Genomic DNA, 25,040 nt, shown 5'->3' with positions numbered 1-25,040 from the left:
TTCAAATGTCAAAAGTAAAAGTACTGATCGTAGAAGACGATTTTATTCATGCCAACCGCCTGGAGATGTATTTGGATGAAATGGGCTATGACTTGGCGGGAATAGCCCAAGAGGCAGAACAAGCTCTGGATATGATAGCCACTGCTCAACCGGATTTGCTTCTGGTGGACATACATTTGGCCGGAAGTCTTGATGGCGTGCAAATGATGGAACGCCTCAACAAGAAAAAAGCCCTTCCCGCCATCTTCATTACTTCCTACCGAGATAAGGAAACCTTTGAAAGAGCCAAGTTGACCGACCCTTATGCCTATATTATCAAACCGTACGATAAAGAAACCTTGCAAGCAGCCATAGAGTTGGCCATCTATAAATTTTCCAAAAGCCAGCATGATCAGGAGCCTTTCCAAGGCTGGCAGGAAGACCACTTTCTGAAAGGGGTACTCTTTGTGAAATCGAAGAGAAGGCTGATTAAAATTAAAATAAGCGATATTCTCTGTGTAGAGGCGAAAGATAAGGTCTGTCAAATTAATGTCGAAGAAGAAATAATTGAAACTCGCATGCCTTTACAAAAATTGGAAGAAAAACTGACGAACAATGCCTTTTTAAGGGTGCATCGTTCTTTTATCATCAATAAAGAAAAAATTTCACAAATAGATCTTTCTAAAAATGAGATCCTGCTGGGCGCCTGCAAAGTACCGATTGGCAGGTTGTATAAAGAGGCCTTTATCAATTGTATCGCTCCCTTTCTGGATTAAAAAATAGGGCTTTAGCATGAAGTCTTTACTGTTTTTACAATAGACTGCGTAGCCTGTTCAGCCCAGCTCCCGGTTTAGCCTCTTTTATTTTCTCGAGCGGCTTTGGGACATTATTTGGGTTGTCTACGGCAAAACTTGGATAAACTGTGTTTTATAACGTTTTTTGCCTGAAAAAAAGAGGCTAATGGATTAGCATTACTTTTCGTGAAAGCAGAAAGAAAACAGGTATCGCCATACCGGCACAAACAGTTTTAAAGGATGAAAGGAATCGTTAGGGTTATTTTATTTGGCCTTACTTTAGGTTTGTACAGCACACCCTTGATAGCCCAGGAACCAAGCTTTCAGTGGGCCCGGTCGATGGGGGGAAGTAGTGTTAATAAAGGCTATTCCATCGCGGTGGATGCGGAGGGGAATGTGTATATTACAGGTTTTTTTTCAGGAACGGTGGACTTTGATCCCGGCCCTGGGAGTAGTAATCTGACTGCCATTGGAGATTCGGATATCTTCGTACAGAAGCTGGACGGGGAAGGTAATTTTGTCTGGGCCAAATCCATGGGGGGAAGTAGTTATGATCATGGCTATTCCATCGCGGTGGATCCGGAGGGAAATGTCTATACTACAGGGTATTTTCGTGAAACAGTAGACTTTGATCCCGGCCCTGGTACTAGTAATCTGACTGCCATTGGCCTTTATGACATCTTCGTGCAGAAGCTGGACGGGGAAGGTAATTTTGTCTGGGCCAAATCCATGGGGGGAGTAGGTAATGATTATGGAGAGTCCATCGCGGTGGATGCGGAGGGGAATGTGTATACTACGGGATCTTTTTATGAAACGGTAGACTTTGACCCCGGCCCGGGTGCTAGTCACCTGACTTCCAATGGAAGCAATGACATCTTCGTGCAGAAACTGGACGGGGAAGGTAATTTTGTCTGGGCCAAATCCATGGGGGAAGTAGGTAATGATTTTGGAGAGTCCATTGCGGTGGATGCGGAGGGGAATGTGTATACTACGGGATCTTTTTATGAAACGGTAGACTTTGACCCCGGCCCTGGTACTAGTAATCTGACTGCCATTGGAGATTCGGATATCTTCGTACAGAAGCTGGACGTGGAAGGTAATTTTGTCTGGGCCAAATCCATGGGGAGAAGTAGTGATGATAATGGCTTTTCCATCGCAGTGGATGCGGAGGGAAATGTGTATACTACGGGGTATTTTTATGGAACGGTAGACTTTGACCCCGGCCCCGGGAGTAATCACCTGACTGCCAATGGAGGTTGGGATATTTTTGTGCAGAAATTGGACGGGGAAGGTAATTTTGTCTGGGCCCGGTCCATAGGAGGAAGAGGTAATGATTATGGAGAGTCCATTGCAGTGGATCCGGAGGGGAATGTGTATACTACGGGGTCTTTTAATGAAAAGGGAGATGTCTATACTACTACGGGTTTTTTGGGTGAAGCGGTAGATTTTACTTCCAATGGAGATTCGGATATTTTTGTACAGAAATTGGACGTGGAAGGTAATTTTGTCTGGGCCAAATCCATGGGAGGGAGTCGTGATGACAAAGGCAGTTCTATCGCGGTAGACCCGGAGGGAAATATCTATACGACAGGGTATTTTGAAGGAACGGTAGACTTTGACCCCGGCCCCGGGAGCAGTAACCTGACTTCCAATGGAAGTGAAGATATTTTTGTGCAAAAATTGAGTCAGTGTGACTCCAGCTATAGTACGGATGTGGTCACGGCCTATGGCAGTTATCAGTGGATAGACGGCAATACCTATACTTCTTCCAATAATACGGCCACCCATACCCTGACCAACCAGGCGGGTTGTGATTCGGTGGTGACCCTTTCCCTCACACTTTTGGATATTGAAGTGTCGGTGGATAATCCTGCGGTTACGGAAGGCAACAGTGGAACCGGCAATTTAAGGTTTACGGTCTCTTTGCCCCACCCAGCTCCTGACGGAGGAGCAACGGTACAGTATGCCAGTGTAGACGATTCGGCTACGGCAGGGAGTGATTACACAATTATCTCCGGTACTCTGAGCTTTGCCAAAGGGGAAACCGGCAAAACGGTAGATATTGTAATTTTGGGGGATGAAATGGTGGAGGCTGATGAGACAGTACTTCTTACCCTGAGCAATCCTACCGGTTCCAATGTAGTGATTACAAACGGCACAGGAACCGGAACCATAAGCAATGACGACCACCTGCCGGTAATTTCTCCGGGACAGGTGTTTACCTTGGGCAATGGCATTGATAATGGTACTGTGATCGGAACGGTGCTGGCCACGGATACGGATGCAGGGACTTCCTTTTCCAACTGGACCATCCTCAGTGGGAACCGGGGCGATGCCTTCGCCATTGACCCCACTACCGGGGAATTAACTTTGAAGGATATCAACGGACTGGACTTTGTGACGGCCCCTGTCTACACCCTGACAGTCACAGTGAGTGATGGGAGCAACACCAGTGCTGAGCAAACCATTGAGATCAGGGATACGGCGGGCCTGTACCGGATGTCGCCACCTTACCGGAAGTGATGGGGTATTGTGAAGTCGCGGTACCCCGCCTACTTATCAGAACAATGAACAGACGAATGCCGGGAGCTACACGGTCAGCGCTATGCTGGCAACGGGATACTCCCGGGGCCCTTCGGTCACATTGACGGCTACTTTGACCATTGATAAAGCGCCCCAGGAAATTATTTTTACGGAGATCCCGGACAAAACCATCTCCCAGAATGCCTTTCAACTGGAAGCCAGCGGAGGTGGATCAGGTTTACCGGTGACCTTTCTATTGAGACAGAACCTGGCTCAAGTGTAGCTTAAGGGTCGCCAACAAAAATTCAGGCGTCATCCGCTTAGCCAGGTAAAGCATGGTGGCATCGGTTGTTCACGGCCAAATACGGTTGTCTGCGACAGCAATTGGAAAAATTGTTCTTTTCATACGTTTTTCGCATGAAAAATATACTCGTAAAAGCTTCATGGAATTGGGTTGTAGCTGCAAGGATACTCCATGAAGTATTAATACTGGTTTTGAAACTTGAGGACATAGACATGAACATTTTTTTCCAATACTTCGAAAGCACTAACAAGAAGAGTTTTATCAAAAAAATATTGATCCTGCCACTCGGCTTTCATGTAGCAATTATAATTTGCCTTTGTTTTGCAAGTCTTAGGGTAGCAAATGCGCAAAACCTTATTAATATAGGTACCATTTCTAATAATCATGCTTTTACAAAGCAGGTGGGAGACAATACCAGTAGTGGGAATAACTCCTCCGCCCAGGCCGGTAATGATGTTCATTATTCCTTTTCCACCGGTACGGAAATGAGCCTAAGGATAGACCTCAACCTTAGTGGCTATACCTTACCTGCCGGTACAATTTATTTATATAATGAGCATAGTAATTTACTTGGTCAATCAACTACCAGCCCGGTGGGTGGGGTCAATGTCTTAGGGGTGAATGACTTGCCCATTGGAGATTATAAGCTGGTGGTGGATACGGAGGCTGGTCATGATGGGACTTTCGAATTACAGTTCAGGCCATTAATAGCAAAATTCCAACTGAATCCAAGCACCGGATGTAACACACCTCATACAGTCTTTTTTACCGATCAATCTGTATTGCCGGATACCTGGAAATGGGAGTTTGGAGATGGGAGTACTTCAACGGCACAAAATCCAATTCATACTTATACATCTGCCGGGGAGTTCCAAATTAAGCTTACTATCAAAGATACCATGGTCAACCTCTCCTCGGTAAGTTATGGTACCGTAAAAGTAAGCTTCTCAACAGCTGATTTTACAGGAAGTACATTGTTTGGTTGTGGTCCTTTAACAACAACTTTTACAGATGCCTCTTCAACTTCAACAGGAGCAACCCTTACCGATTGGCTTTGGGACTTTGGGGATGGGAACACTTCTACCAAGCAAAACCCAACACATGTCTACGAGAAGCCTGGCATTTACACTGTAAAACTAAAAGTAACGGATTCCAACGGATGTACCGATCAGAAAACGCGAACAAACTATGTGCAGGTGATTGGGCCGGATATCAAATTTACAGCCAGCCATACAGGTAATGACTATTCCTTTACAGATGCTACGGCATCCGGAGCGCCATTGACTAGTTGGAAATGGAATTTTGGGGATGGATCAACTTCCAATACTCAAAACCCAACACATACCTATACCACCGAAGGAGTCTATGAGGTAAGCCTGACTGTCACTGATTTGGACGGCTGTTCCAGAACACTTACAAAAACAAATTTTATCAATACCATTCCAGGGGCTTACGATATTTCCAATGCTATTTTTGCTGGCGATGAAGATTGTTTTTCTATAGGCAATGAGAATCATTTTGCTAATTCCCTTTCATTTAATCATGATGGGACCAAGATGTTTGTATTAGGAGGAGTAGGGAAAGATATTAAGGAATATCTGTTAAGTATCCCATTTGATGTATCCACAGCGGTCTATGCCGGAGATGATGAGAAGTTTTCGGTAGCGGCACAAGAAAAAAACCCGGTTTCTTTTCTTTTTAATACCGATGGTTCCAAAATGTTTGTGTTAGGACACGATGGGAGAGATGTGAAAGAATACCAATTAAGTACCCCATTTGATGTATCCACAGCCACCTATGCAGGCGATAGCCAACGGTTTTCACTGGCCGCACAGGTAAGCTCCCCTCACTCTCTAGCTTTTAGCCATGATGGCACCAAGATGTTTGTTTTGGAAAGAAATAAGCAAGATATTTATGAATATAGCTTGAGTACTGCTTTTGATGTATCCACTGCTATCTATGCAGGCGATAGTCAGCGATTTTCAGTTTCTGCACAGGAAACATCCCCCACTTCTCTTGCTTTTAATCATGATGGGACCAAAATGTTTGCGGTAGGGACCTCGGGGGATGATATCAACGAATATTCACTTTCCACTCCCTTCGATGTGTCCACAGCCACCTATGCCGGGGATTTGGAGCGATTCTCTGTTGTGGCGCAGGAAAGACATCCTAAATCACTTGTTTTCAATGTTGATGGTACGAAAATGTTTGTGGTAGGTACCATGGGTAATGAAATTATTGAATACTCTCTTGTAGCACCGGTAGTTACTGGGGCGGTAACCAACCAAACCATAAATGACAAGGCCTCCATCAATCCGTTCGCGGCTATTACCGTTCAAGATCCCAATGGAGACAATGTATCCGCTACTATTACTTTGGATGACAATGCCAAAGGAATACTCACCGGAGCAGGATTAACAGGAACAGGGCCTTATGTATTAGCCATTACCGATGCCACCAGCCTGCAGGCTAGTTTAAGAGCACTTGTTTTTAACCCGACAGACAATAGGGTTGCCCTTGGCGATACGGAGACATGCACCTTTACCCTGGAAGTAAGCGATGGAGGGCGGAGCGATATTGATAATAGGACTACTGTAATTACCAGCCCGGTAGCACCAGCTGTTTCCATTACCAGCACAGCTACTTCCCCAACCAACACATTTCATGTAACCATTACTTTTAATGAAGCTGTCACTGGTTTTGAAATAGGAGATATTTCCATAAATAATGGTACAGCCAGTGATTTCAATGCAGTCAGTCCATCGGTTTACACCGCCACCATTACACCAACCACGGATGGACAGGTTACCGTAGATATTGCCGCTGGCGTAGCTCGGGATGCTGGAGGAGCTGATAATACCGCTGCCTCTCCATTCAGTATCCATGCAGATATGACAAGCCCGACAGTTACAATTACCAGTGGGGCTACTTCTCCAACCGATGGTGCTTTTACAGCCACTTTCACTTTCTCAGAAGATGTAACAGGATTTGCAATTAGCGATCTTACTGTCGGTAATGGTACAGCCAGTGATTTTACGGCAACCAGTGCTTCTGTTTACACGGCTTTGATTACCCCGGCTTCTGACGGAACCGTAACCGTAGACGTGCCAGCCAATGTAGCCCAAGATGCAGCCACTAATGGAAACACGGCCGCTCCCCGGTTCAGCATGGACTATGATGGCAGTGTTACACAAGTCCTCTGTCAGAATATTACGGTATCCTTGGATGCCAACGGAATGGCCACTATTGAAGCCTCTCAAATCGACCATGGGTCTTCAGATAACTATGGCATTGCCTCCATGGCATTAGATAAAACAAGTTTCGATTGCAGCAAGATAGGAAGTAATCAAGTAACCCTTACCGTTACCGATGTAAATGGAAATACCGGTTCGTGTACTGCTATGGTGACTGTCGAAGATGTGACTCCTCCTACAGTGCTGGTCAAAGATATCACGGTACAGTTGAATACTAACGGACAAGCCACTATTACTGTGGACGATATGGATAACGGCAGCAGTGATAACTGTGGAATAGCCAGCAGAACCCTGGACATCTCTAGTTTTGAAATTCCCAAAACACCATCCACACCGGTTACCCTTACCGTGACGGATCTTAGCGGTAATAAGGCTTTGGGTACTGCTACTGTCACCTTTCTAAAGGTTCCTCAAACCATTCTGTTTTCTCCTTTACCTGATAAGAAAGTAGGGGCGAATCCCGTCACACTACAGGCAACAGGCGGTGAATCGGGTCTACCGGTTTCCTTTTCGATCGAAACCCAACCTACCTCAGGAGTGGCTTCTTTAACAGGCAATACAATTATTATTGAAGGTGTGGGAACCGTCACGGTTACGGCCCGTCAGGAGGGAAATGATATATTTTCTGAAGCCCAACGTGTGACTCAAACTTTTGAAATCACTGCCAATGAGCTGTTTCTGCCGACCCTGTTCAGCCCAAATGGCGACCAAATGAACGATCGCTTTATCCTGCGGGGGGGTGGCAATGTGGCCAGCATCAGCTTCCGCATTTTTGACAGGGAAGGCAAAGAAGTATTTCATTCGGATAATTGGGAGGAACTTTCTCGCTCAGGATGGGATGGCACCAGCGAGGGCAAAAAGCAACCCCAAGGCACCTACATATGGACCTTGAAAGGCCAGTTCACCAATGGAACTCCCTTATCCATTGCCAACAAAGACTCCGGGATTATCCGCTTGGCCAGGTAAATCATAGTCACACCGGTTGTTCACGCCCAAATACGGTTGTCTGCGACAGCAATTGGAAAAATTGTTCTTTTCCTGCGTTTTTCGCATGAAAAAGGACCGTTGGGCTTTGCTTTTGGTGATAATACAGGAAAAATAGGATACTAATCTTGCGAAAGAATGAAAGGATTACGCAAAAGAATTATTCAGGTTATTTTATTTTGCTTCACGATCGGCTTGTGCAACACTTTGCTGATAGCCCAGGAATTAAACTTTCAATGGGCCAAATCCATGGGGGGGAGTAGTTATGATTATGGCAAATCCATCGCCCTGGATTCCGATGGCAATGTGTATACCACAGGGTATTTTTACGGAACTGTTGACTTTGACCCCGGAACTGGTATCCATAACCTCAATGCTATGGGATATAGTGATATCTTCATTCAGAAGCTGGACCGGGAAGGCAACTTTGTCTGGGCCAAATCCATGGGGGGGGGGTATTCATGACCAAGGCAAATCCATCGCCCTGGATTCCGATGGCAATGTGTATACCACAGGGTATTTTAGTGGAACGGTTGACTTTGACCCTGGTACTGGTATCCATGACCTCAGTGCTAAGGGAAGTTATGATATTTTTGTGCAGAAACTGGACCAGGAGGGCAATTTTGTCTGGGCCATTTCCATGGGAGAGAGTGGTAAAGATGAAGGTAATTCTATAGCCCTGGATTCCGATGGCAATGTGTATACCACAGGGTATTTTAGTGGAACGGTTGACTTTGACCCTGGGCCTGGTACCCATAACCTCAGTGCTAAGGGGTCTGGAGATATCTTTGTGCAGAAACTGGATCAGGAGGGCAATTTTGTCTGGGCTAAATCCATGGGAGGAAGTGATAGTGCTATTGGCCAAGCCATCGCCTTAGATTCAGAAGGTAATGTCTATACCACGGGATATTTTCAAGGGACTGTTGACTTTGACCCTGGTACTGGTATCCATAACCTCAGTGCTGAGGAATATAGCGATATCTTTGTGCAGAAGCTGGACCAGGAGGGCAATTTTGTCTGGGCTAAATCCACGGGAGGAAGTGGTTATGATGATACTGGCTATTCCATCGCCCTGGATTCCGATGGCAATGTGTATATTACAGGGAGTTTTTACGGAACAGTTGACTTTGACCCTGGTACTGGCATCCATAACCTCAGTGCTAAGGGGACTGGAGATATCTTTGTGCAGAAGCTGGACCGGGAGGGCAATTTTGTCTGGGCTAAATCCATGGGGGGAAGTGGTTATGAAAGTGGCTATTCCATCGCCCTGGATTCCGATGGCAATGTGTATATTACAGGGGGTTTTTACGGAACCGCTGACTTTGATCCGGGGGCTGGTTCCCATAACCTAACTGTTAATGGAAGTGAAGATATTTTTATCCAGAAACTGGACCAGGAGGGCAATTTTGTCTGGGCCATTTCCATGGGAGGGAGTGGTAAAGATGAAGGTAATTCTATAGCCCTGGATTCGGAAAATAATGTCTATACCACAGGGCCTTTTTACGGAACAATTGACTTTGACCCCGGGACTGATACCCATAACCTCAGTGCTAAGGGATTTAGCGATATCTTTGTACAGAAACTCGGGCAATGTGACCCAAGTTTTAGCAAAGATGTGGTCACCGCCTACGGAAGTTACCAATGGATTGATGGCAATACTTACACTGCTTCTAACCATACCGCTACCCATACCCTCATTAACGAGGCGGGTTGTGATTCTGTGGTCACTCTTTCCCTCACGCTTTTGGATATTGAAGTTTCGGTGGATAATCCTGTGCTCACAGAAGGCAACAGCGGGACGGCCCATATGACCTTTGAAGTCTCTTTGTCCCACCCCGCACCGGCCGGAGGAGCATCGGTGCAATATGCCACCTCGGATGGTTCGGCTACCGCAAGCAGTGATTACATCCCCAGTGCCGGTACCCTCAACTTTGCCGTAGGAGAAACTACCAAAACCATTGGGCTTGTCATTTATGGAGATGAAATTGTTGAAGCCGATGAAACCGTATACCTTACCTTAAGTGATGCTACCGGAACCAATGTCGTCATTACAGGCAGCCCAGGAATCGGAACCATCATCAATGACGACCACCTGCCCATCATTTCTCCGGGACAGGTGTTTACCTTAGGCAATGGCATTGACAACGGCACTGTCTTGGGTACCGTTTTGGCCACTGATGCTGACGCTGGGACTTCCTTTTCCAATTGGTCCATCTTGAGCGGGAACCGGGGAGATGCCTTCGCCATTGACCCTGCCACCGGGGAACTCACCCTGAAAGACATCAACAGACTGGACTTTGTGACCGCTTCTGTCTACACCCTCACCCTCACAGTCAGTGACGGAAACAATACCAGTACATCAGAAACGATTGAAATCAAAGATACAGCAGCACCTGTACCCGATGTGGCCAACTTGCCCGAAGTGACAGGTTTTTGTCAGGTACTAGCTTCCGAGCTCACCTCACCTACAGCCTCCGATAATACTCATGGAAAAGTCTCGGTGAGTTCTGATGCCAGTTTCCCGATAACAACCCTGGGAACCACAATCATCACCTGGACCTTTGAAGACGAAAGTGGGAACACTGCCACCCAAACCCAAAATATTGTGGTCAATCCTTCTCCCCTGGCCAAAGTTACCTTCTCGGATGCCAACTATCCCTATGACGGTGCAGTGCACAGCCTGGTGGTAGAAGGCCTGCCAGCCGGGGCCTCGGTGACTTATCAGAACAATGAGCAGACGAATGTCGGGAGCTACACGGTCAACGCTATGTTGGATCCGGGAGTATCCAGTTGTCCTCCGGTTACATTGACGGCTACCTTAACCATTGAAAAAGCACCTCAAATCCTTCTCTTTGATCCCATACCTGATAAGAAAGTTGGAGGAGATCCGGTTTCCCTTTATGCAACGGGTGGAGAATCGGGTTTACCGGTTACCTTTTCGGTAGAGACCCAACCCGCCTCGGGTGTGGCGAGTTTAACAGGTACTACGATTCATATTGAAGGCCCGGGAACGGTTACGGTTACGGCCCACCAGGAGGGGAACGAAAATTACCTGCCGGCAACAGCGGTGGTGCACGTTTTTGAGATCGGTTCCAGTGAACTGTTTTTGCCGACTTTGTTCAGTCCGAACGGTGACCGGGTGAATGACCGTTTGATCCTGCGGGGCGGAGGGAATGTGTCCAGCATCCGTTTCAGTATTTTCGACCGTGAAGGCAATGAGGTGTTTCATTCGGAAAGCTGGGAGGATCTCTCTCAAAGAGGCTGGGACGGTACGCATAAGGGGAAAGAACAAGCCCAAGGCGCCTATGTATGGGTGCTGAAAGGGCAATTTACCGATGGCAGCCCTTTAAAGGTAGCCAACAAAAATTCAGGCGTCATCCGCTTGGCCAGGTAAAGAGTTTTGTTGTTCACGCCCTATTTGGGTTGTCTGCGACAGCAATTGGATAAATTGTTCTATTCAAACGTTTTTTGCATGAAAAAGGGCCTATAGGTTGGGCTTTGCTTTTGGTGATAAGACAGAATAAATGGGATACCAGTACTAATAGTTTTAAAGAATGAAAGGATTACGCAAAAGAATCATTCAGCTTATTATATTATGCTTTACAATTGGCTTATGCAACACCTTGTTGATAGCCCAGGAATTACACTTTCAGTGGGCCAAGTCCGTGGGGAAAGGAGGTAATGCTGTTAGCCAATCCATAGTGGTAGATTCGGAAGGCAATATGTATACCACGGGCTATTTTCAAGGAACCGTTGATTTTGACCCTGGTACTGGTACCCATGATCTCAGTCCTAAGGGAGCTTATGACATCTTCGTGCAGAAATTAGACCGGGAGGGCAATTTTGTCTGGGCCAAATCCATGGGAGGAAGTAATTTTGATTATGGTTATTCTATAGTGGTAGATTCGGAAGGCAATGTCTATACCACGGGCTATTTTCAAGGAACCGTTGATTTTGACCCCGGGGCTGGTATCCATAACCTCAGTGCTAAGGGGGCTAGAGATATCTTCATTCAGAAGCTGGATCGGGAGGGCAATTTTGTCTGGGCCAAATCCATGGGGGGGAGTAGTAATGATGGTGGCTATTCTATGATGGTGGATGCGGAAGACAATGTGTATACTATAGGGTATTTTAGTGAAACGGCAGACTTTGACCCCGGGGCTGGTACCCATAACCTCAGTGCTAAGGGGGCTAGAGATATCTTCATTCAGAAGCTGGACCGGGACGGCAATTTTGTCTGGGCCAAATCCATGGGGGGGAGTAATAGTAATGATGGCCAATCCATCGCTCTGGATTCGGAAGGCAATATCTATATTACAGGGTATTTTACTGGAACCACAGACTTTGATCCCGGGGCTGGTACCCACAACTTAAGTGCTAAGGGATATTATACTGACATCTTTGTGCAGAAGCTGGACCGGGAGGGCAATTTTGTCTGGGCCAAATCCATGGGGGGAGATGATAGTGATGTTGGCCAATCCATAGCGGTAGACTCGGAAGGCAATGTCTATACTACAGGGTATTTTAAAACAACGGCAGACTTTGACCCTGGGGCTGGTACCCATCCCTTAAGTACTAAGGGAGCTTATGATATCTTCATTCAGAAGCTGGACCGGGAGGGTAATTTTGTCTGGGCTAAATCCATGGGAGGAGGTAGTGATGATCTTGGTTATTCCATAGCGGTAGATTCGGAAAATAATGTGTATACCACGGGAAGGTTTCAAGAAACCGTTGACTTTAATCCCGGGACTGGTACCCATCACTTAAGTGCTAAGGGAGATTTTGATATCTTCATTCAGAAGCTGGACGGGGACGGCAATTTTGTCTGGGCCAAATCCATGGGGGGAAATAGTTATGATACCGGCCGAGCCATATTCCTGGATCAGAAAGGGAGTATTTATACCACGGGGTATTTTCAAGAAACCGTTGACTTTGACCCCGGAACTGGTATCAGCAACCTGAATTCAGGGGAAGGAACTATTTTTATTCAGAAACTCGCGCAATGTTATCCAAGTTATAGCACGGATGTGGTCACGGCTTATGGCAGTTATCAGTGGATAGACGGCAAAACCTATACGTCTTCCAATACTACGGCCACCCATACCCTGACCAACCAGGCGGGTTGTGATTCGGTGGTGACCCTTTCCCTTACGCTTTTGGATATTGAACTGTCGGTGGATAATCCTGCGGTTACGGAAGGCAACAGTGGAACCGGTAATTTAAGGTTTACAGTCTCTTTGTCTCACCCGGCACCGGCCGGAGGAGCAACGGTGCAATATGCGACCTCGGATGGTTCGGCTACCGCAGGCAATGATTACACCCCCATTTCAGGTACCCTCAGCTTTGCCGTAGGAGAAAGCAGCAAAACGGTAGAGCTTGTCATTTTTGGGGATGAAATCGTTGAAGCCAATGAAACCGTATACCTTACCCTGAGCAATCCTACCGGAACCAATGTTGCCATTTCAGGCAGCCCGGGCACCGGAACCATTACCAATGACGATACGGCCGAAGTCACCCTTAGCGATGCATCGGGCCAGGAAGATGACGGAGTCGTTACCGTGACGGCTACCTTGGACCGAGCGGTACAAGGCGGATTCACCGTGGATGTAAGTACAATAGACGGCACTGCTACCACAAGCGATAACGATTATACGGCTTTGAACAACCATACCTTGACGTTTGCCGGAACTGCAGGGGAAACACAGACGTTTACCGTCATTCCCACACCGGACAGTAAACAGGAAGCGGATGAGACCTTATCGCTCCGGATGGGTAATCTGTCAGGCACCTCTTTGTCTGTCGCGATTACAGATCAGGCCACGATTACGATATTGAATGACGACCACCTTCCGGTAATTTCTCCGGGACAGATGTTTACCTTAGGCAATGGCATTGGCAACGGTACTGTGATCGGAACGGTGTTGGCCACGGATACGGATGCAGGGACTTCCTTTTCCAACTGGACCATCCTGAGCGGGAACCGGGGGGATGCCTTTGCCATTGACCCTACCAGTGGGGAGTTAACTTTGAAGGATATCAACGGGTTGGATTTTGTGACGGCTTCTGTCTATACCCTCACCCTCACGGTCAGTGACGGAAACAACACCAGTGCCTCGCACACCATTGAGATCAGGGATACGGCAGCGCCCGTACCGGATGTCGCTAGCTTGCCGGAAGTGACGGGGTATTGTGAAGTCGTGGCCTCGGAGGTTACCCCGCCTACAGCTACGGATAATACGCATGGAAAAGTCACGGTGAGTTCGGATGCCAGCTTTCCGGTGACAACTCTGGGAACTACCCTGATCACCTGGTCGTACCAAGACGAGAGTGGGAACACTTTCACCCAAACCCAAAAGATAGTGGTCAACCCTTCTCCTCTGGCCGGGGTCACGTTTTCGGATGCCAGCTATACCTACGATGGTTCTGAGCGGAGCCTTGTGGTGGAAGGCCTTCCGGCTGGGGCCTCGGTGACTTATCAAAACAATGAGCAGACGAATGCCGGGAGTTACACGGTCAACGCTATGCTGGACCCGGGTGTGGCCAGCTGTTCTCCGGTCACCTTAACGGCTACTTTGACCATTGAAAAAGCACCCCAGGAAATTATTTTTACGGAGATCCCGGACAAAACCATCGCCCAGAATCCCTTCCAACTGGAAGCTACCGGAGGCAGTTCAGGTTTGCCAGTGATCTTTTCGATTGAAACCCAACCCGCCTCGGGTGTGGCGAGTTTAACGGGTACTACCATTCATATTGAAGGCGCGGGAACGGTTACGGTTACGGCCCGCCAGGAGGGGAACGAAAATTACCTGCCGGCAACAGCGGTGGTACACGTTTTTGAGATCGGTTCCAGTGAACTGTTTTTGCCGACTTTGTTCACTCCGAACGGCGACCGGGTGAATGACCGTTTGATCCTGCGGGGCGGAGGGAATGTGTCCAGCATCCGTTTCAGTATTTTCGACCGTGAAGGCAATGAGGTGTTTCATTCGGAAAGCTGGGAGGAGCTCTCCCAAAGAGGCTGGGACGGTACGCATAAGGGGAAAGAACAAGCCCAAGGCGCCTATGTATGGGTGCTGAAAGGGCAGTTTACCGATGGCAGCTCCTTAAAGGTAGCCAACAAAAATTCAGGCGTCATCCGCTTGGCCAGGTAAAGAGTTTTGTTGTTCACGCCCTATTTGGGTTGTCTGCGACAGCAATTGGATGAATTGTTCTATTCAGGCGTTTTTTGCATGAAAAAGGGGCCTATAGGTTGGGCTTTGCTTTTGGTGATAAGACAGAGTAAATGGGATACCAGTACTAATAGTTCTAAAGAATGAAAGGATTACGCAAAAGAATCATTCAACTTATTTTATTATGCTTTACAATTGGCTTATGCAACACTTTGTTGATAGCCCAGGAACCAAGTTTTCAGTGGGCCAAGTCCATGGGAGGAGTAAGCAATGATTATGGACAGACTATCGCAGTGGATTCGGAGGGGAATGTGTATACTACGGGGTATTTTCAAGGAACGGTAGACTTTGACCCCGGCCCTGGTAGTAGTAACCTGACTTCCAATGGAGCTAATGATATCTTCGTGCAGAAATTGGATGGGGACGGTAATTTTGTCTGGGCCAAGTCCATGGGAGGAGTAAGCAATGATTATGGACAGGCCATCACAGTGGATTCGGAGGGGAATGTGTATACCACGGGGTATTTTCAAGGAACGGTAGACTTTGACCCAGGCCCTGGTAGTAGTAACCTGACTTCCAATGGAGCTAATGACATCTTCGTGCAGAAATTGGATGGGGACGGTAATTTTGTCTGGGCCAAGTCCATGGGAGGAGTAAGCAATGATTATGGACAGACCATCGCAGTGGGTGCGGAGGGGAATGTGTATATTACGGGGGCATTTGAAGGAACGGTAGACTTTGACCCTGGCCCCAGTAGTAGTAACCTGACTTCCAATGGAACTAATGACATCTTCGTGCAGAAATTGGATGGGGACGGTAATTTTGTCTGGGCCAAGTCCATGGGGGGAAGTCGTTATGACTATGGCTTTTCCATCGCGGTGGATGCGGAGGGGAATGTGTATACCACGGGGTATTTTCAAGGAACGGTAGATTTTGACCCTGGCCCCGGTAGTAGTAACCTGACTGCCAATGGAGCTAATGACATCTTTGTACAGAAATTGGATGGGGACGGTAATTTTGTCTGGGCCAAGTCCATGGGGAGAAGTAATAGTAATGGTGGCCAATCCATAGCTCTGGACCCGGAAGGCAATGTCTATACCACGGGGTATTTTCAAGGAACAGTAGACTTTGACCCCGGGACTAGTACCCATCACTTAAATGCCAATGGAAGTATAGATGTTTTTATACAGAAGCTGGACGGGGACGGTAATTTTGTTTGGGCTAAATCCATGGGGGGAAGTAGTAATGACAGCGGCTTTTCCATTGCGGTGGATGCGGAGGGAAATGTGTATACTACAGGGTATTTTTCAGGAACGGTAGACTTTGACCCGGGTGGCGGTAGTAGTAGCCTAAGCGCTAATGGATATGGAGATATCTTTGTACAGAAATTGGACGGGGACGGTAATTTTGTCTGGGCCCGGTCCATGGGAGGGAGTAGTGATGACAGAGGCTATTCCATAGCGGTAGATCCGGAGGGGAATGTGTATACCACGGGGTATTTTCAAGGAACCGTTGACTTTGACCCCGGGACTGGTATCAGCAACCTGGCTTCCATTGGAGGCGTAGATGTTTTTGTGCAAAAATTGAGTCAGTGCGATTCCAGCTATAGCACGGATGTGGTCACGGCCTATGGCAGTTATCAGTGGATAGACGGCAAAACCTATACTTCTTCCAATACTACGGCCACCCATACCCTGACCAACCAGGCGGGTTGTGATTCGGTGGTGACCCTTTCCCTTACGCTTTTGGATATTGAACTGTCGGTGGATAATCCTGCGGTTACGGAAGGCAACAGTGGAACCGGCAATTTAAGGTTTACGGTCTCTTTGTCCCACCCGGCACCGGCCGGAGGAGCAACGGTGCAATATGCGACCTCGGATGGTTCGGCTACCGCAGGCAATGATTACACCCCCATTTCAGGTACCCTCAGCTTTGCCGTAGGAGAAAGCAGCAAAACGGTAGAGCTTGTCATTTTTGGGGATGAAATCGTTGAAGCCAATGAAACCGTATACCTTACCCTGAGCAATCCTACCGGAACCAATGTTGCCATTTCAGGCAGCCCGGGCACCGGAACCATTACCAATGACGATATGGCCGAAGTCACCCTTAGCGATGTATCGGGCCAGGAAGATGACGGAGTCGTTACCGTGACGGCTACCTTGGACCGAGCGGTACAGGGCGGATTCATCGTGGATGTAAGTACGATAGACGGCACAGCCACCACAAGTGACAACGATTATACGGCTTTGAACAACCATACCTTGGCCTTTGCCGGAACCGCTGGAGAAAGCCAAACCTTTACCGTCATTCCCACTTCGGACAGTAAACAGGAAGCGGATGAGACCTTATCGCTCCGTATGGGTAATCTGTCGGGCACCTCTTTGTCTGTTGCGATTACAGATCAGGCCACGATTACGATATTGAATGACGACCACCTTCCGGTAATTTCTCCGGGACAGGTGTTTGCCTTAGGCAATGGCATTGGCAACGGTACTGTGATCGGAACGGTGTTGGCCACGGATACGGATGCAGGGACTTCCTTTTCCAATTGGACCATCCTGAGCGGGAACCGGGGGGATGCCTTTGCCATTGATCCCACCAGTGGGGAGTTAACTTTGAAGGATATCAACGGGTTGGATTTTGTGACGGCTTCTGTCTATACCCTCACCCTCACGGTCAGCGATGGGAGCAACACCAGTGCCTCGCAAACCATTGAGATCAGGGATACGGCAGCGCCCGTACCGGATGTCGCTAGCTTGCCGGAAGTGACGGGGTATTGTGAAGTCGTGGCCTCGGAGGTTACCCCGCCTACAGCTACGGATAATACGCATGGAACAGTCACGGTGAGTTCGGATGTCAGCTTTCCGATAACAACCCTGGGAACCACAATCATCACCTGGTCGTACCAAGACGAAAGCGGGAACACTTCCAGCCAAACCCAAAAGATAGTGGTCCGGGCTTCTCCTCTGGCCGGAGTTACCTTCTCGGATGCCATCTATACCTACGATGGTGTGGTGCACAGCCTTGTGGTGGAAGGCCTTTCGGCCGGGGCCTCGGTGACTTATCAGAACAATGAGCAGACGAATACAGGAAGTTATATGGTTACCGCATCGCTTGATCCGGGTGTGGCCAGCTGTTCTTCGATCACCTTAACGGCTACTTTGACCATTGAAAAAGCACCTCAAATCCTTCTCTTTGATCCTATACCTGATAAGAAAGTGGGGGCGGATCCGGTTTCCCTTTATGCAACGGGTGGAGAATCGGGTTTACCGGTTACCTTTTCGGTAGAGACCCAACCTGCCTCGGGTGTAGCAAGTTTAACGGGTACTACGATTCATATTGAAGGTCCGGGAACGGTTACGGTTACGGCCCGCCAGGAGGGAAATGAAAATTACCTGCCGGCAACAGCGGTGGTACACGTTTTTGAGATCGGTTCCAGTGAACTGTTTTTGCCGACTTTGTTCACTCCGAACGGTGACCGGGTGAATGACCGTTTGATCCTGCGGGGCGGAGGGAATGTGTCCAGCATCCGTTTCAGTATTTTCGACCGTGAAGGCAACGAAGTGTTTTATTCGGAAAGCTGGGAGGATCTCTCTCAAAGAGGCTGGGACGGTACGCATAAGGGGAAAGAACAAGCCCAAGGCGCCTATGTATGGGTGCTGAAAGGGCAGTTTACCGATGGCAGCCCTTTAAAGGTAGCCAACAAAAATTCAGGCGTCATCCGCTTGGCCAGATAAGAGATACCATTATAACATTGAAAAACATACTATTTATTATGTCCAAACGATTTACAAATTTAAGATTCCCTGGTTTTCTGGTGGGGCTCCTATTACTAGGGCACATGGCATATTCCCAAGTGCCTAATTTCAGTATGTATCATTACACTCCTTTTTTTACTAATCCAGGAGAAATAGGGGCCGTAGAAGATGTGCGCATCATGGCCAACTATCGTAATCAACAGGTAGACTTAGACGAAAATTTTACCTCTTCCACTTTCTCTGCCTATTTTCCCATGTATGTCGGAAAGAATCGTTTGGTGTTTGCCGGTAGTTTTTTAAATGATAAATCTTCCGATTTGCTCACCACCAATGGCGGAATGTTTGCCTTGGCTTACAGTATCAGGACAAAGAAGCACGCAGCCCTTTCCTTAGGTATTCAAGCAGGGTATTTTCAAGGAAAGATCGGGGGGAGTTATATTACGGATGATCAATATGTGGATGGAACCTACGATCCGGATATTGTTTCGGGGGATGCTGTCTTACAAAACACAAAAGGCTACCCGGCTTTTAGTGGTGGTTTGTATTATAAAGTGAAAGACAAAGCTAACCGTGAAAAAGCCTTTATTGGCGCTTCTATTTTTAATATTAATCAACCGGATATCTCTTTGATAGGAACCCGGAAAGACCCTCTTCCCATGTCTGTGAAAGCTTCAGCCGGGTATCGAATATACAAAGGAGAAAAATTTTCCATCATGCCTACGGGTAGAATGGTAAGCCAGGCAGGGAACACCTTTTTTAACTTGGGTTCGAGGTTTGGCTATGAAGTAGGAAATCAGGGGAATGGGGAAAAGAAAATAGAACTGGGTTTGTGGTACCACACCAACTCATACGGTATTTTTTCACTGGCCTATCAACAAGAGAACATGACCATCGCGGCAAGTTTTGACAAACCGGTAAATATGGAACTTGGAAAAGCGCAAAATGGTATTGTCGAGCTGGCGATTTCTTTCCGTTTGAAAAAGAAAAAAAGAAACCTCAGGTCTGGTTATACCAGCACAGAACAGCCGGATACGGAACTTAAGGAAGAAGAACCTGCAAAACCAAATACGGAGGAAACCGAGCCGGAAAATAATAAGGGGGGCGAGGAAGAAGCTACGGTACCTAATACAGAAAAGTCTGACAGTACTGAGACCGAAGAAGTGATCGAAACATTACCCGAAGAAGAGGCTGTTCAGGATACGGCTCAAGTATATCCCGGAAATCATCAACCGGAAAATCTTACTACTGAAGAAAAAGCACTTTTTGCCCAAACCGTTAAGTTTGATTTTAATTCGGATAACCTTGATCAGGAATCAAAAGCCTTTTTGGAGGAAGTAGCCATCGTTTTGCGTAATAAAGAACACTTTACTATTGAATTGGTAGGCCATAGTTGCAATTTGGGACCGGAATCGGTTAACCAAGAATTGTCGGTAAAACGGGCCGGAATCGTCAAGCAATACCTGGTCAACAGAGGGGTCAAAGCAGACCGGATTACGGTGAAAGGCATGGGAGAATCGGAACCTCTGGAAGATAACACTACCCAAAAAGGCAGGGAACACAACCGTAGGGTAGAATTTAAAATTATCTATGAAAATTAACAAAACGATAAAGAATCCATATATTACAGAGTGAGAACTCTTTATATAATGCTATTTTAAAACATATTTAATTTGTAATGAAAGGTTTTTAAAATATTTTTGAACCAAAATCTTTTAACCAAAATTCAAAATGATCAAAAAATCCTTACGAATACTTTTTTCCTTATTAGTGATAAGTGGGTTCTTATCTTACCGGGCTTCGGCACAAAAAATTGAAGATTTCCTGCAAAGGTACACCTCTGAAAACGGCTCGGGATATATGCAACCGATGGTCTATACATTAGGGGGTAATTTAAACAGCGGTTTCATCCATTCGGCAAAAATCCCCAAAAAGGGTCTCCGGGTATCTATCGGTCTTACGGCTATGTCGGCTATGATCAAGGATAAACACAAAACCTTTAGTGCTACTACCGATGGGGATTTCCGTCCGGTCAGTACCATTGATGCCCCGACCATTTTCGGAAGCCCGAAGGGGGCCTCTATCGAAAACGAGGACGGTACCGTGTATAATTTTCCCGGAGGTTTGGGAATGAACAGCATGCCTCTGGCCGTTCCGCAATTGAGTGTGGGTGGCATTTTTGGCACGGAAGTATCCCTGCGTTACTTTGCGCAAGACCTGAGTGATGACCTGGGCAATTTGAAATTACTGGGATTAGGCTTGCGCCACAGTGTGAGCCAATACTTCGAGGCATTACCTTTAGACGTAGCCTTGGCGTATTACTGGCAAAATGTCGAGCTCGACAATTTATTAGAAGCCAAAACCAATCTGATTGCTTTACAGGCGAGTAAAAAGTTTGGTCCGTTGACGATCTACGGAGGGCCTGGGTTTGAAACTTCCTCATTGGATATTTCTTATACCTACAAATCCGGTGATGCGGAAGAGGTGATTGACATCGAATTGAAGAAGAGCTCTTCCCTGAGGTTTACTGCTGGGGCAGCATTGAAGTTCGGACCTTTCTACCTGCATTCAGATTATAACCTGGGCAAGTCCAATACCTTAGCCGTAGGCCTTGGATTTGACATTGGGACAAATAAATAATTCATCATAACCGTATAAAAAAGCATATGAAAAATCTTAATTTTACTTATACCAAATACCTTGTAATTCCTTTTCTTGCCGTTTTGTTTTTTTCTTGTGAAGAAAAAGATTTCGGACTCGTTCTCAACGTAGACAACGAGTATACTTTTACTATTAGCGATGATGGTGTATATGAAGAAAGCAAGTACATCACCCGGGAAGAGATCATGGAACAAATTAACCGGGAAGATGTCTCAAACATTGACGATGTAAATATTGAAAGTATAGCTATCAAAATAGTACCGAAAGAGGGTAACCTGGCTTCTAAGGTAAATATAGGCGGCTCCTTGGTCGATATGAACAATCAATCCACGGCATTATATGCTTCCAGAGAAGTTGCTTTCGATGATTACAAGGATTTTACTCCCTTGACGAGTTTAGAGAGAGCAGGTATCCTTTTGCTTACGGAAAAGGTAAAAGGCTATATCAATGCTACAGACGATGCATCCCTTAGCATCACTACGTTCGGAACTTCCGTACCGGAAGGTGAGCGAATCGAACTGGATGTAATCGTAAGAGTCAGACTTACCGTAAAATATACAGAGTCCTTAAATGTCCCTAATTTCATGGGGAATGAATAGTCTTTTTGCACAATAGACTTTCATGACTTGAACAATTTAAAGCCTCACTACCCATTGGGATAAATCTATGGGTAGTGAGGCTTTTTGACCTTATACGCACTTCCTACAGGCTTACAAAAAGCTTTAAGAGTATGCTTAAATGAACTACAAATTCCCATTTCAGGAACTTCAGTGCAGTATTCCGGTGGCCGACATTCCGGTGGCCGGCATTCCGGTATGTCGGACTATAAAAATACTATGTTGAGAACTCTAAACTGAAAATTTTTACCACCAAAGGGGCGGCCCCGCAACGAATTTTAAACATGTTCTTCGTTTCATCTAATTGTTGAAAATCATAAAATATGAAAAAAGTAATTTTTGCAATAGCAATTTCTTTTATGAGTTTACATGCTTCCGCTCAATTTGTCGCAAAAATGGAGGTCAAAGAACCTGTCAAAGGAATCTGTGACATCAACGAGGTCTATTCTTTATTTCCTATGTTCAAGGGGCAAGTTGAAGCCGTTTGCCCAAAATCGAAAGATGAGATTTTGAAGCATTTGAACACTGAAGTTCAATTTTTAAAAGAGAACCCTAAATATAAGGACAAGGGCATGATTGGACTTATCATAAATTGTAAAGGGGAGGTGGTTCAGTGCAAAATGGACAATAAAACAAAAAGTCCGGAACTTGACAGACAAATTGAAGCTGTTTTCAATTCCCTGGGAGCTTGGAAAGCAGGAAAACTTAACGGGAAGGAAGTGGATACTTCAAGGTTATTCAGTTTTAAAATCAAAAAAGGAGTGATAAGTTTTGATTAAAAAAGCGGATACGGAACCTTATGTAAAGGGTCTGAAAAAACACCGGGGATTACTCGCGAACCTTTCTTAAAAGCATAGAAGTGGTTTATAGTTTTTGACCGAACATGGAATCAAAACCGGCTCATCAAGGCACTTTTTGAAGAGAATAGCCAAAGCTATTATTGAAAAAAGTAACACAGAGGAGGCGTTTTTGAAACATTTTTTAGGAAAAAGAAAAAGGTTAACTCACTTCATAATCGGATAACATCAATATGCAAGTAGAAACGATAAAATACGGCGTAGTAGGTTTTAGTAAAAATCAATTCGATAAGAAAGCGGCATATCAGTTAGTCGATAAATTGTTCGAAGACTTAAAAAGCGAGCACCCTCATCAATTCATTGAAATCGTAAGCGGTTATACCAATTCAGGGATTCCTAAAATTGCCTATGAATTAGCCGATAAACATGGATTTATCACCGTTGGTTACTCAGCAAAACAGGCACTAAAGGTCAGAAGTGGGGTTTATCCGGTGAAAAAAGTAATATTGAAAGGCGAGCTTTTTGGGGATGAATCAACTGATTTTATCAACTATATTGATAGGCTGATAAGAGTAGGAGGTGGGCCACAAAGTAGAAAAGAAACGGAGATGTTTAGATTAAAGCATCAAAAAAATGACCTGGACAAATTATTACTGGAATACGAAGTAGCGTGGTATGGGTAAACCTACCCTTAAGTATTTCGATGATCTTACCATGAAGCCGCAAATGGCATACGGTATGATCAATGATTTTTATAACAAAAATGCTTTTTGTAAAAGGTAAAAAGAGGTATGAGGGATACAATTTTAGATGCGTTCAAACAGGTTGGCCAACACATGATGATTAAGAAAAACGATTTCTTTGTCAGGGAAAGTCAAGTTTGCAACTATATCGGAATCGTGGAAAGCGGAAGCTTATTTTCTTTTTTTGAAGATGAACATGCAAACACGATTGTAAGTGAATTATATAGCACTCATTCCATTATTACCTCCTACAGAAGTTTTCTGACAGGTATTCCGTCTCCTGCCCATATCCAGGCTTACAGCCCATCAAGCCTCTATGTGATAGAGAAAAAAGAATATGAAAAGCTGGCTTCGGATATCAAGTGGATGCACGTTTTTAAAAGTATTGCTGACCAATTGTTTGTCAACAAATGCTTTAAAGAAACCTCCTTGGTAAAACTGAAAGCCAAAGAACGGTATGAGGAGCTAATTAAATACCGGAAAAATATTGAACAGGAATTTCCCCAGCACCTGATTGCCTCTTATCTCAAAATGAGACCCGAAACCTTGTCCAGACTGAAAAGTCTTGATCTACGTCAAGGTGAAGTTTGACAAATCGTTCCCAAGTTTGCAGTGAAACAATGAATCATTATACTATGCCATTAGTTAGAATTTCACTGTCAGCATCGCATAGCGATCAAAGGAAAAATGCGCTTTCCAAAGCGGTTCATCAAGCATTGATAGATGAATTTAAGATTCCGGAAGACGATTACTTCCATATCATAGAAGTACTGGGTAAATCGCAAATAAAGTATCCGCAGGAGTATCTGGGAATCCCTCACACAGACGATATCATTTTTATCCAAATCATTGCGGCCGTAGGAAGAACCATCGATCAGAAAAGAAACCTATACCGCAGCATCGCAACGTTGGTGGAAGCCCGAACGAAAATCAGTTCTAAGGATATTATCATTACCCTCTTAGAAAATCAAAAAGAAAACTGGTCTTTCGGGAATGGAGAATTACAAACTTTTAACCACGTATAAACTTGAAAGTTAAAAATATCCCGTCACTTTTGGCGGCTGCCAAAGCAGATAAAACCATGAACCGGAAAGTAGCATTTGTTACCGGAGACGAATCCTCTTCTCTCTATATCATAGAGCTGTCACCTAAGGAGTTTTTGCCGGCTCATTATCACAAGAAAGGTATCGAAATTTACTATATCCTTTCGGGAGAAGCATCCATATCGTACAGAAATTGCAATGAGAAAGATAAGGGTAAAACCATCACTCGAAAATTAAGTGCGGGAGATGCTATTTCCATTTATCCGGATGTGATCCATCAAATCACCAATACTTCTGAGAATGCATTGCAAGTCTTAGGAACGGCACCTCAAAGTCATAACTCTACCGATCGTTTTTTTGTGGAAGGGTAAAAAGAGGTGATTGCTAACCATTAAGAGTTCTGATGGAGGTATCAAGCAA

At 45.8% G+C, this 25,040-nt stretch carries 16 protein-coding genes; all 16 read left to right on the top strand.

The window, feature by feature from the left end; genetic code table 11:
* The first annotated feature begins 5 nt into the window (after positions 1-5).
* The 16 genes from AAG747_RS12795 to AAG747_RS12720 all read left to right on the top strand — a co-directional run bounded on the left by AAG747_RS12795 (position 6) and on the right by AAG747_RS12720 (position 24,991).
* On the top strand, positions 6-755 hold the full coding sequence (locus AAG747_RS12795) for a LytR/AlgR family response regulator transcription factor (RefSeq protein ID WP_346821567.1): 750 nt from the start codon (positions 6-8) through the stop codon (positions 753-755).
* Positions 756-1,013: 258 nt separating this feature from the next.
* Positions 1,014-3,296 carry an SBBP repeat-containing protein gene (locus tag AAG747_RS12790; RefSeq protein ID WP_346821566.1) on the top strand — a complete coding sequence of 761 codons (2,283 nt, stop codon included), beginning with the start codon at positions 1,014-1,016 and terminating at the stop codon, positions 3,294-3,296.
* Positions 3,297-3,378: 82 nt separating this feature from the next.
* Positions 3,379-3,579: a hypothetical protein gene (locus AAG747_RS12785; protein WP_346821565.1), complete on the top strand. Its 201-nt coding sequence runs from the start codon at positions 3,379-3,381 to the stop codon at positions 3,577-3,579.
* 233 nt (positions 3,580-3,812) lie between these two features.
* The gene (locus tag AAG747_RS12780; protein ID WP_346821564.1) at positions 3,813-7,820 is read left to right on the top strand and encodes a PKD domain-containing protein; all 4,008 of its coding nucleotides are present in this window, start codon (positions 3,813-3,815) and stop codon (positions 7,818-7,820) included.
* A 156-nt stretch (positions 7,821-7,976) separates the two neighbouring features.
* Positions 7,977-8,303 (top strand): SBBP repeat-containing protein, encoded by a 327-nt coding sequence (locus AAG747_RS12775; RefSeq protein ID WP_346821563.1) that lies wholly within the window; start codon positions 7,977-7,979, stop codon positions 8,301-8,303.
* Positions 8,266-11,232 (top strand): SBBP repeat-containing protein, encoded by a 2,967-nt coding sequence (locus AAG747_RS12770; RefSeq protein ID WP_346821562.1) that lies wholly within the window; start codon positions 8,266-8,268, stop codon positions 11,230-11,232. The genes AAG747_RS12775 and AAG747_RS12770 overlap by 38 nt, the downstream gene beginning before the upstream one ends.
* Before the next feature lie 160 nt (positions 11,233-11,392).
* Positions 11,393-14,986: an SBBP repeat-containing protein gene (locus AAG747_RS12765; protein ID WP_346821561.1), complete on the top strand. Its 3,594-nt coding sequence runs from the start codon at positions 11,393-11,395 to the stop codon at positions 14,984-14,986.
* Between the two features lie 161 nt (positions 14,987-15,147).
* Positions 15,148-18,741 carry an SBBP repeat-containing protein gene (locus AAG747_RS12760; RefSeq protein WP_346821560.1) on the top strand — a complete coding sequence of 1,198 codons (3,594 nt, stop codon included), beginning with the start codon at positions 15,148-15,150 and terminating at the stop codon, positions 18,739-18,741.
* Complete coding sequence (locus AAG747_RS12755; RefSeq protein WP_346821559.1) at positions 18,657-20,360, top strand: PorP/SprF family type IX secretion system membrane protein; 1,704 nt, start codon at positions 18,657-18,659, stop codon at positions 20,358-20,360. Before AAG747_RS12760 ends, AAG747_RS12755 begins: the two co-directional genes overlap by 85 nt.
* 130 nt (positions 20,361-20,490) lie before the next feature.
* A complete protein-coding gene (locus AAG747_RS12750) occupies positions 20,491-21,399 on the top strand; it encodes a DUF6588 family protein (RefSeq protein WP_346821558.1) in 909 nt (302 codons plus the stop codon).
* 26 nt (positions 21,400-21,425) lie between these two features.
* A complete protein-coding gene (locus AAG747_RS12745; protein ID WP_346821557.1) occupies positions 21,426-22,019 on the top strand; it encodes a hypothetical protein in 594 nt (197 codons plus the stop codon).
* A 341-nt stretch (positions 22,020-22,360) separates the two neighbouring features.
* A complete protein-coding gene (locus AAG747_RS12740) occupies positions 22,361-22,816 on the top strand; it encodes a hypothetical protein (protein ID WP_346821556.1) in 456 nt (151 codons plus the stop codon).
* Positions 22,817-23,067: 251 nt separating this feature from the next.
* Positions 23,068-23,517, top strand: coding sequence for a hypothetical protein (locus tag AAG747_RS12735; RefSeq protein WP_346821555.1), 450 nt, complete (start codon positions 23,068-23,070; stop codon positions 23,515-23,517).
* A gap of 153 nt (positions 23,518-23,670) precedes the next feature.
* Positions 23,671-24,168: a Crp/Fnr family transcriptional regulator gene (locus AAG747_RS12730; protein WP_346821554.1), complete on the top strand. Its 498-nt coding sequence runs from the start codon at positions 23,671-23,673 to the stop codon at positions 24,166-24,168.
* Positions 24,169-24,212: 44 nt separating this feature from the next.
* Positions 24,213-24,602 carry a tautomerase family protein gene (locus AAG747_RS12725; protein WP_346821553.1) on the top strand — a complete coding sequence of 130 codons (390 nt, stop codon included), beginning with the start codon at positions 24,213-24,215 and terminating at the stop codon, positions 24,600-24,602.
* A gap of 2 nt (positions 24,603-24,604) precedes the next feature.
* Positions 24,605-24,991 carry a cupin domain-containing protein gene (locus tag AAG747_RS12720; RefSeq protein ID WP_346821552.1) on the top strand — a complete coding sequence of 129 codons (387 nt, stop codon included), beginning with the start codon at positions 24,605-24,607 and terminating at the stop codon, positions 24,989-24,991.
* The last annotated feature ends 49 nt before the right edge of the window (positions 24,992-25,040 follow it).

This window comes from Rapidithrix thailandica (assembly GCF_039710355.1).
Lineage (GTDB): Bacteria > Bacteroidota > Bacteroidia > Cytophagales > Flammeovirgaceae > Rapidithrix > Rapidithrix thailandica.
Note: the sequence above shows the minus strand (reverse complement) of the source record. Positions and strands in the feature narration are given on the sequence as shown.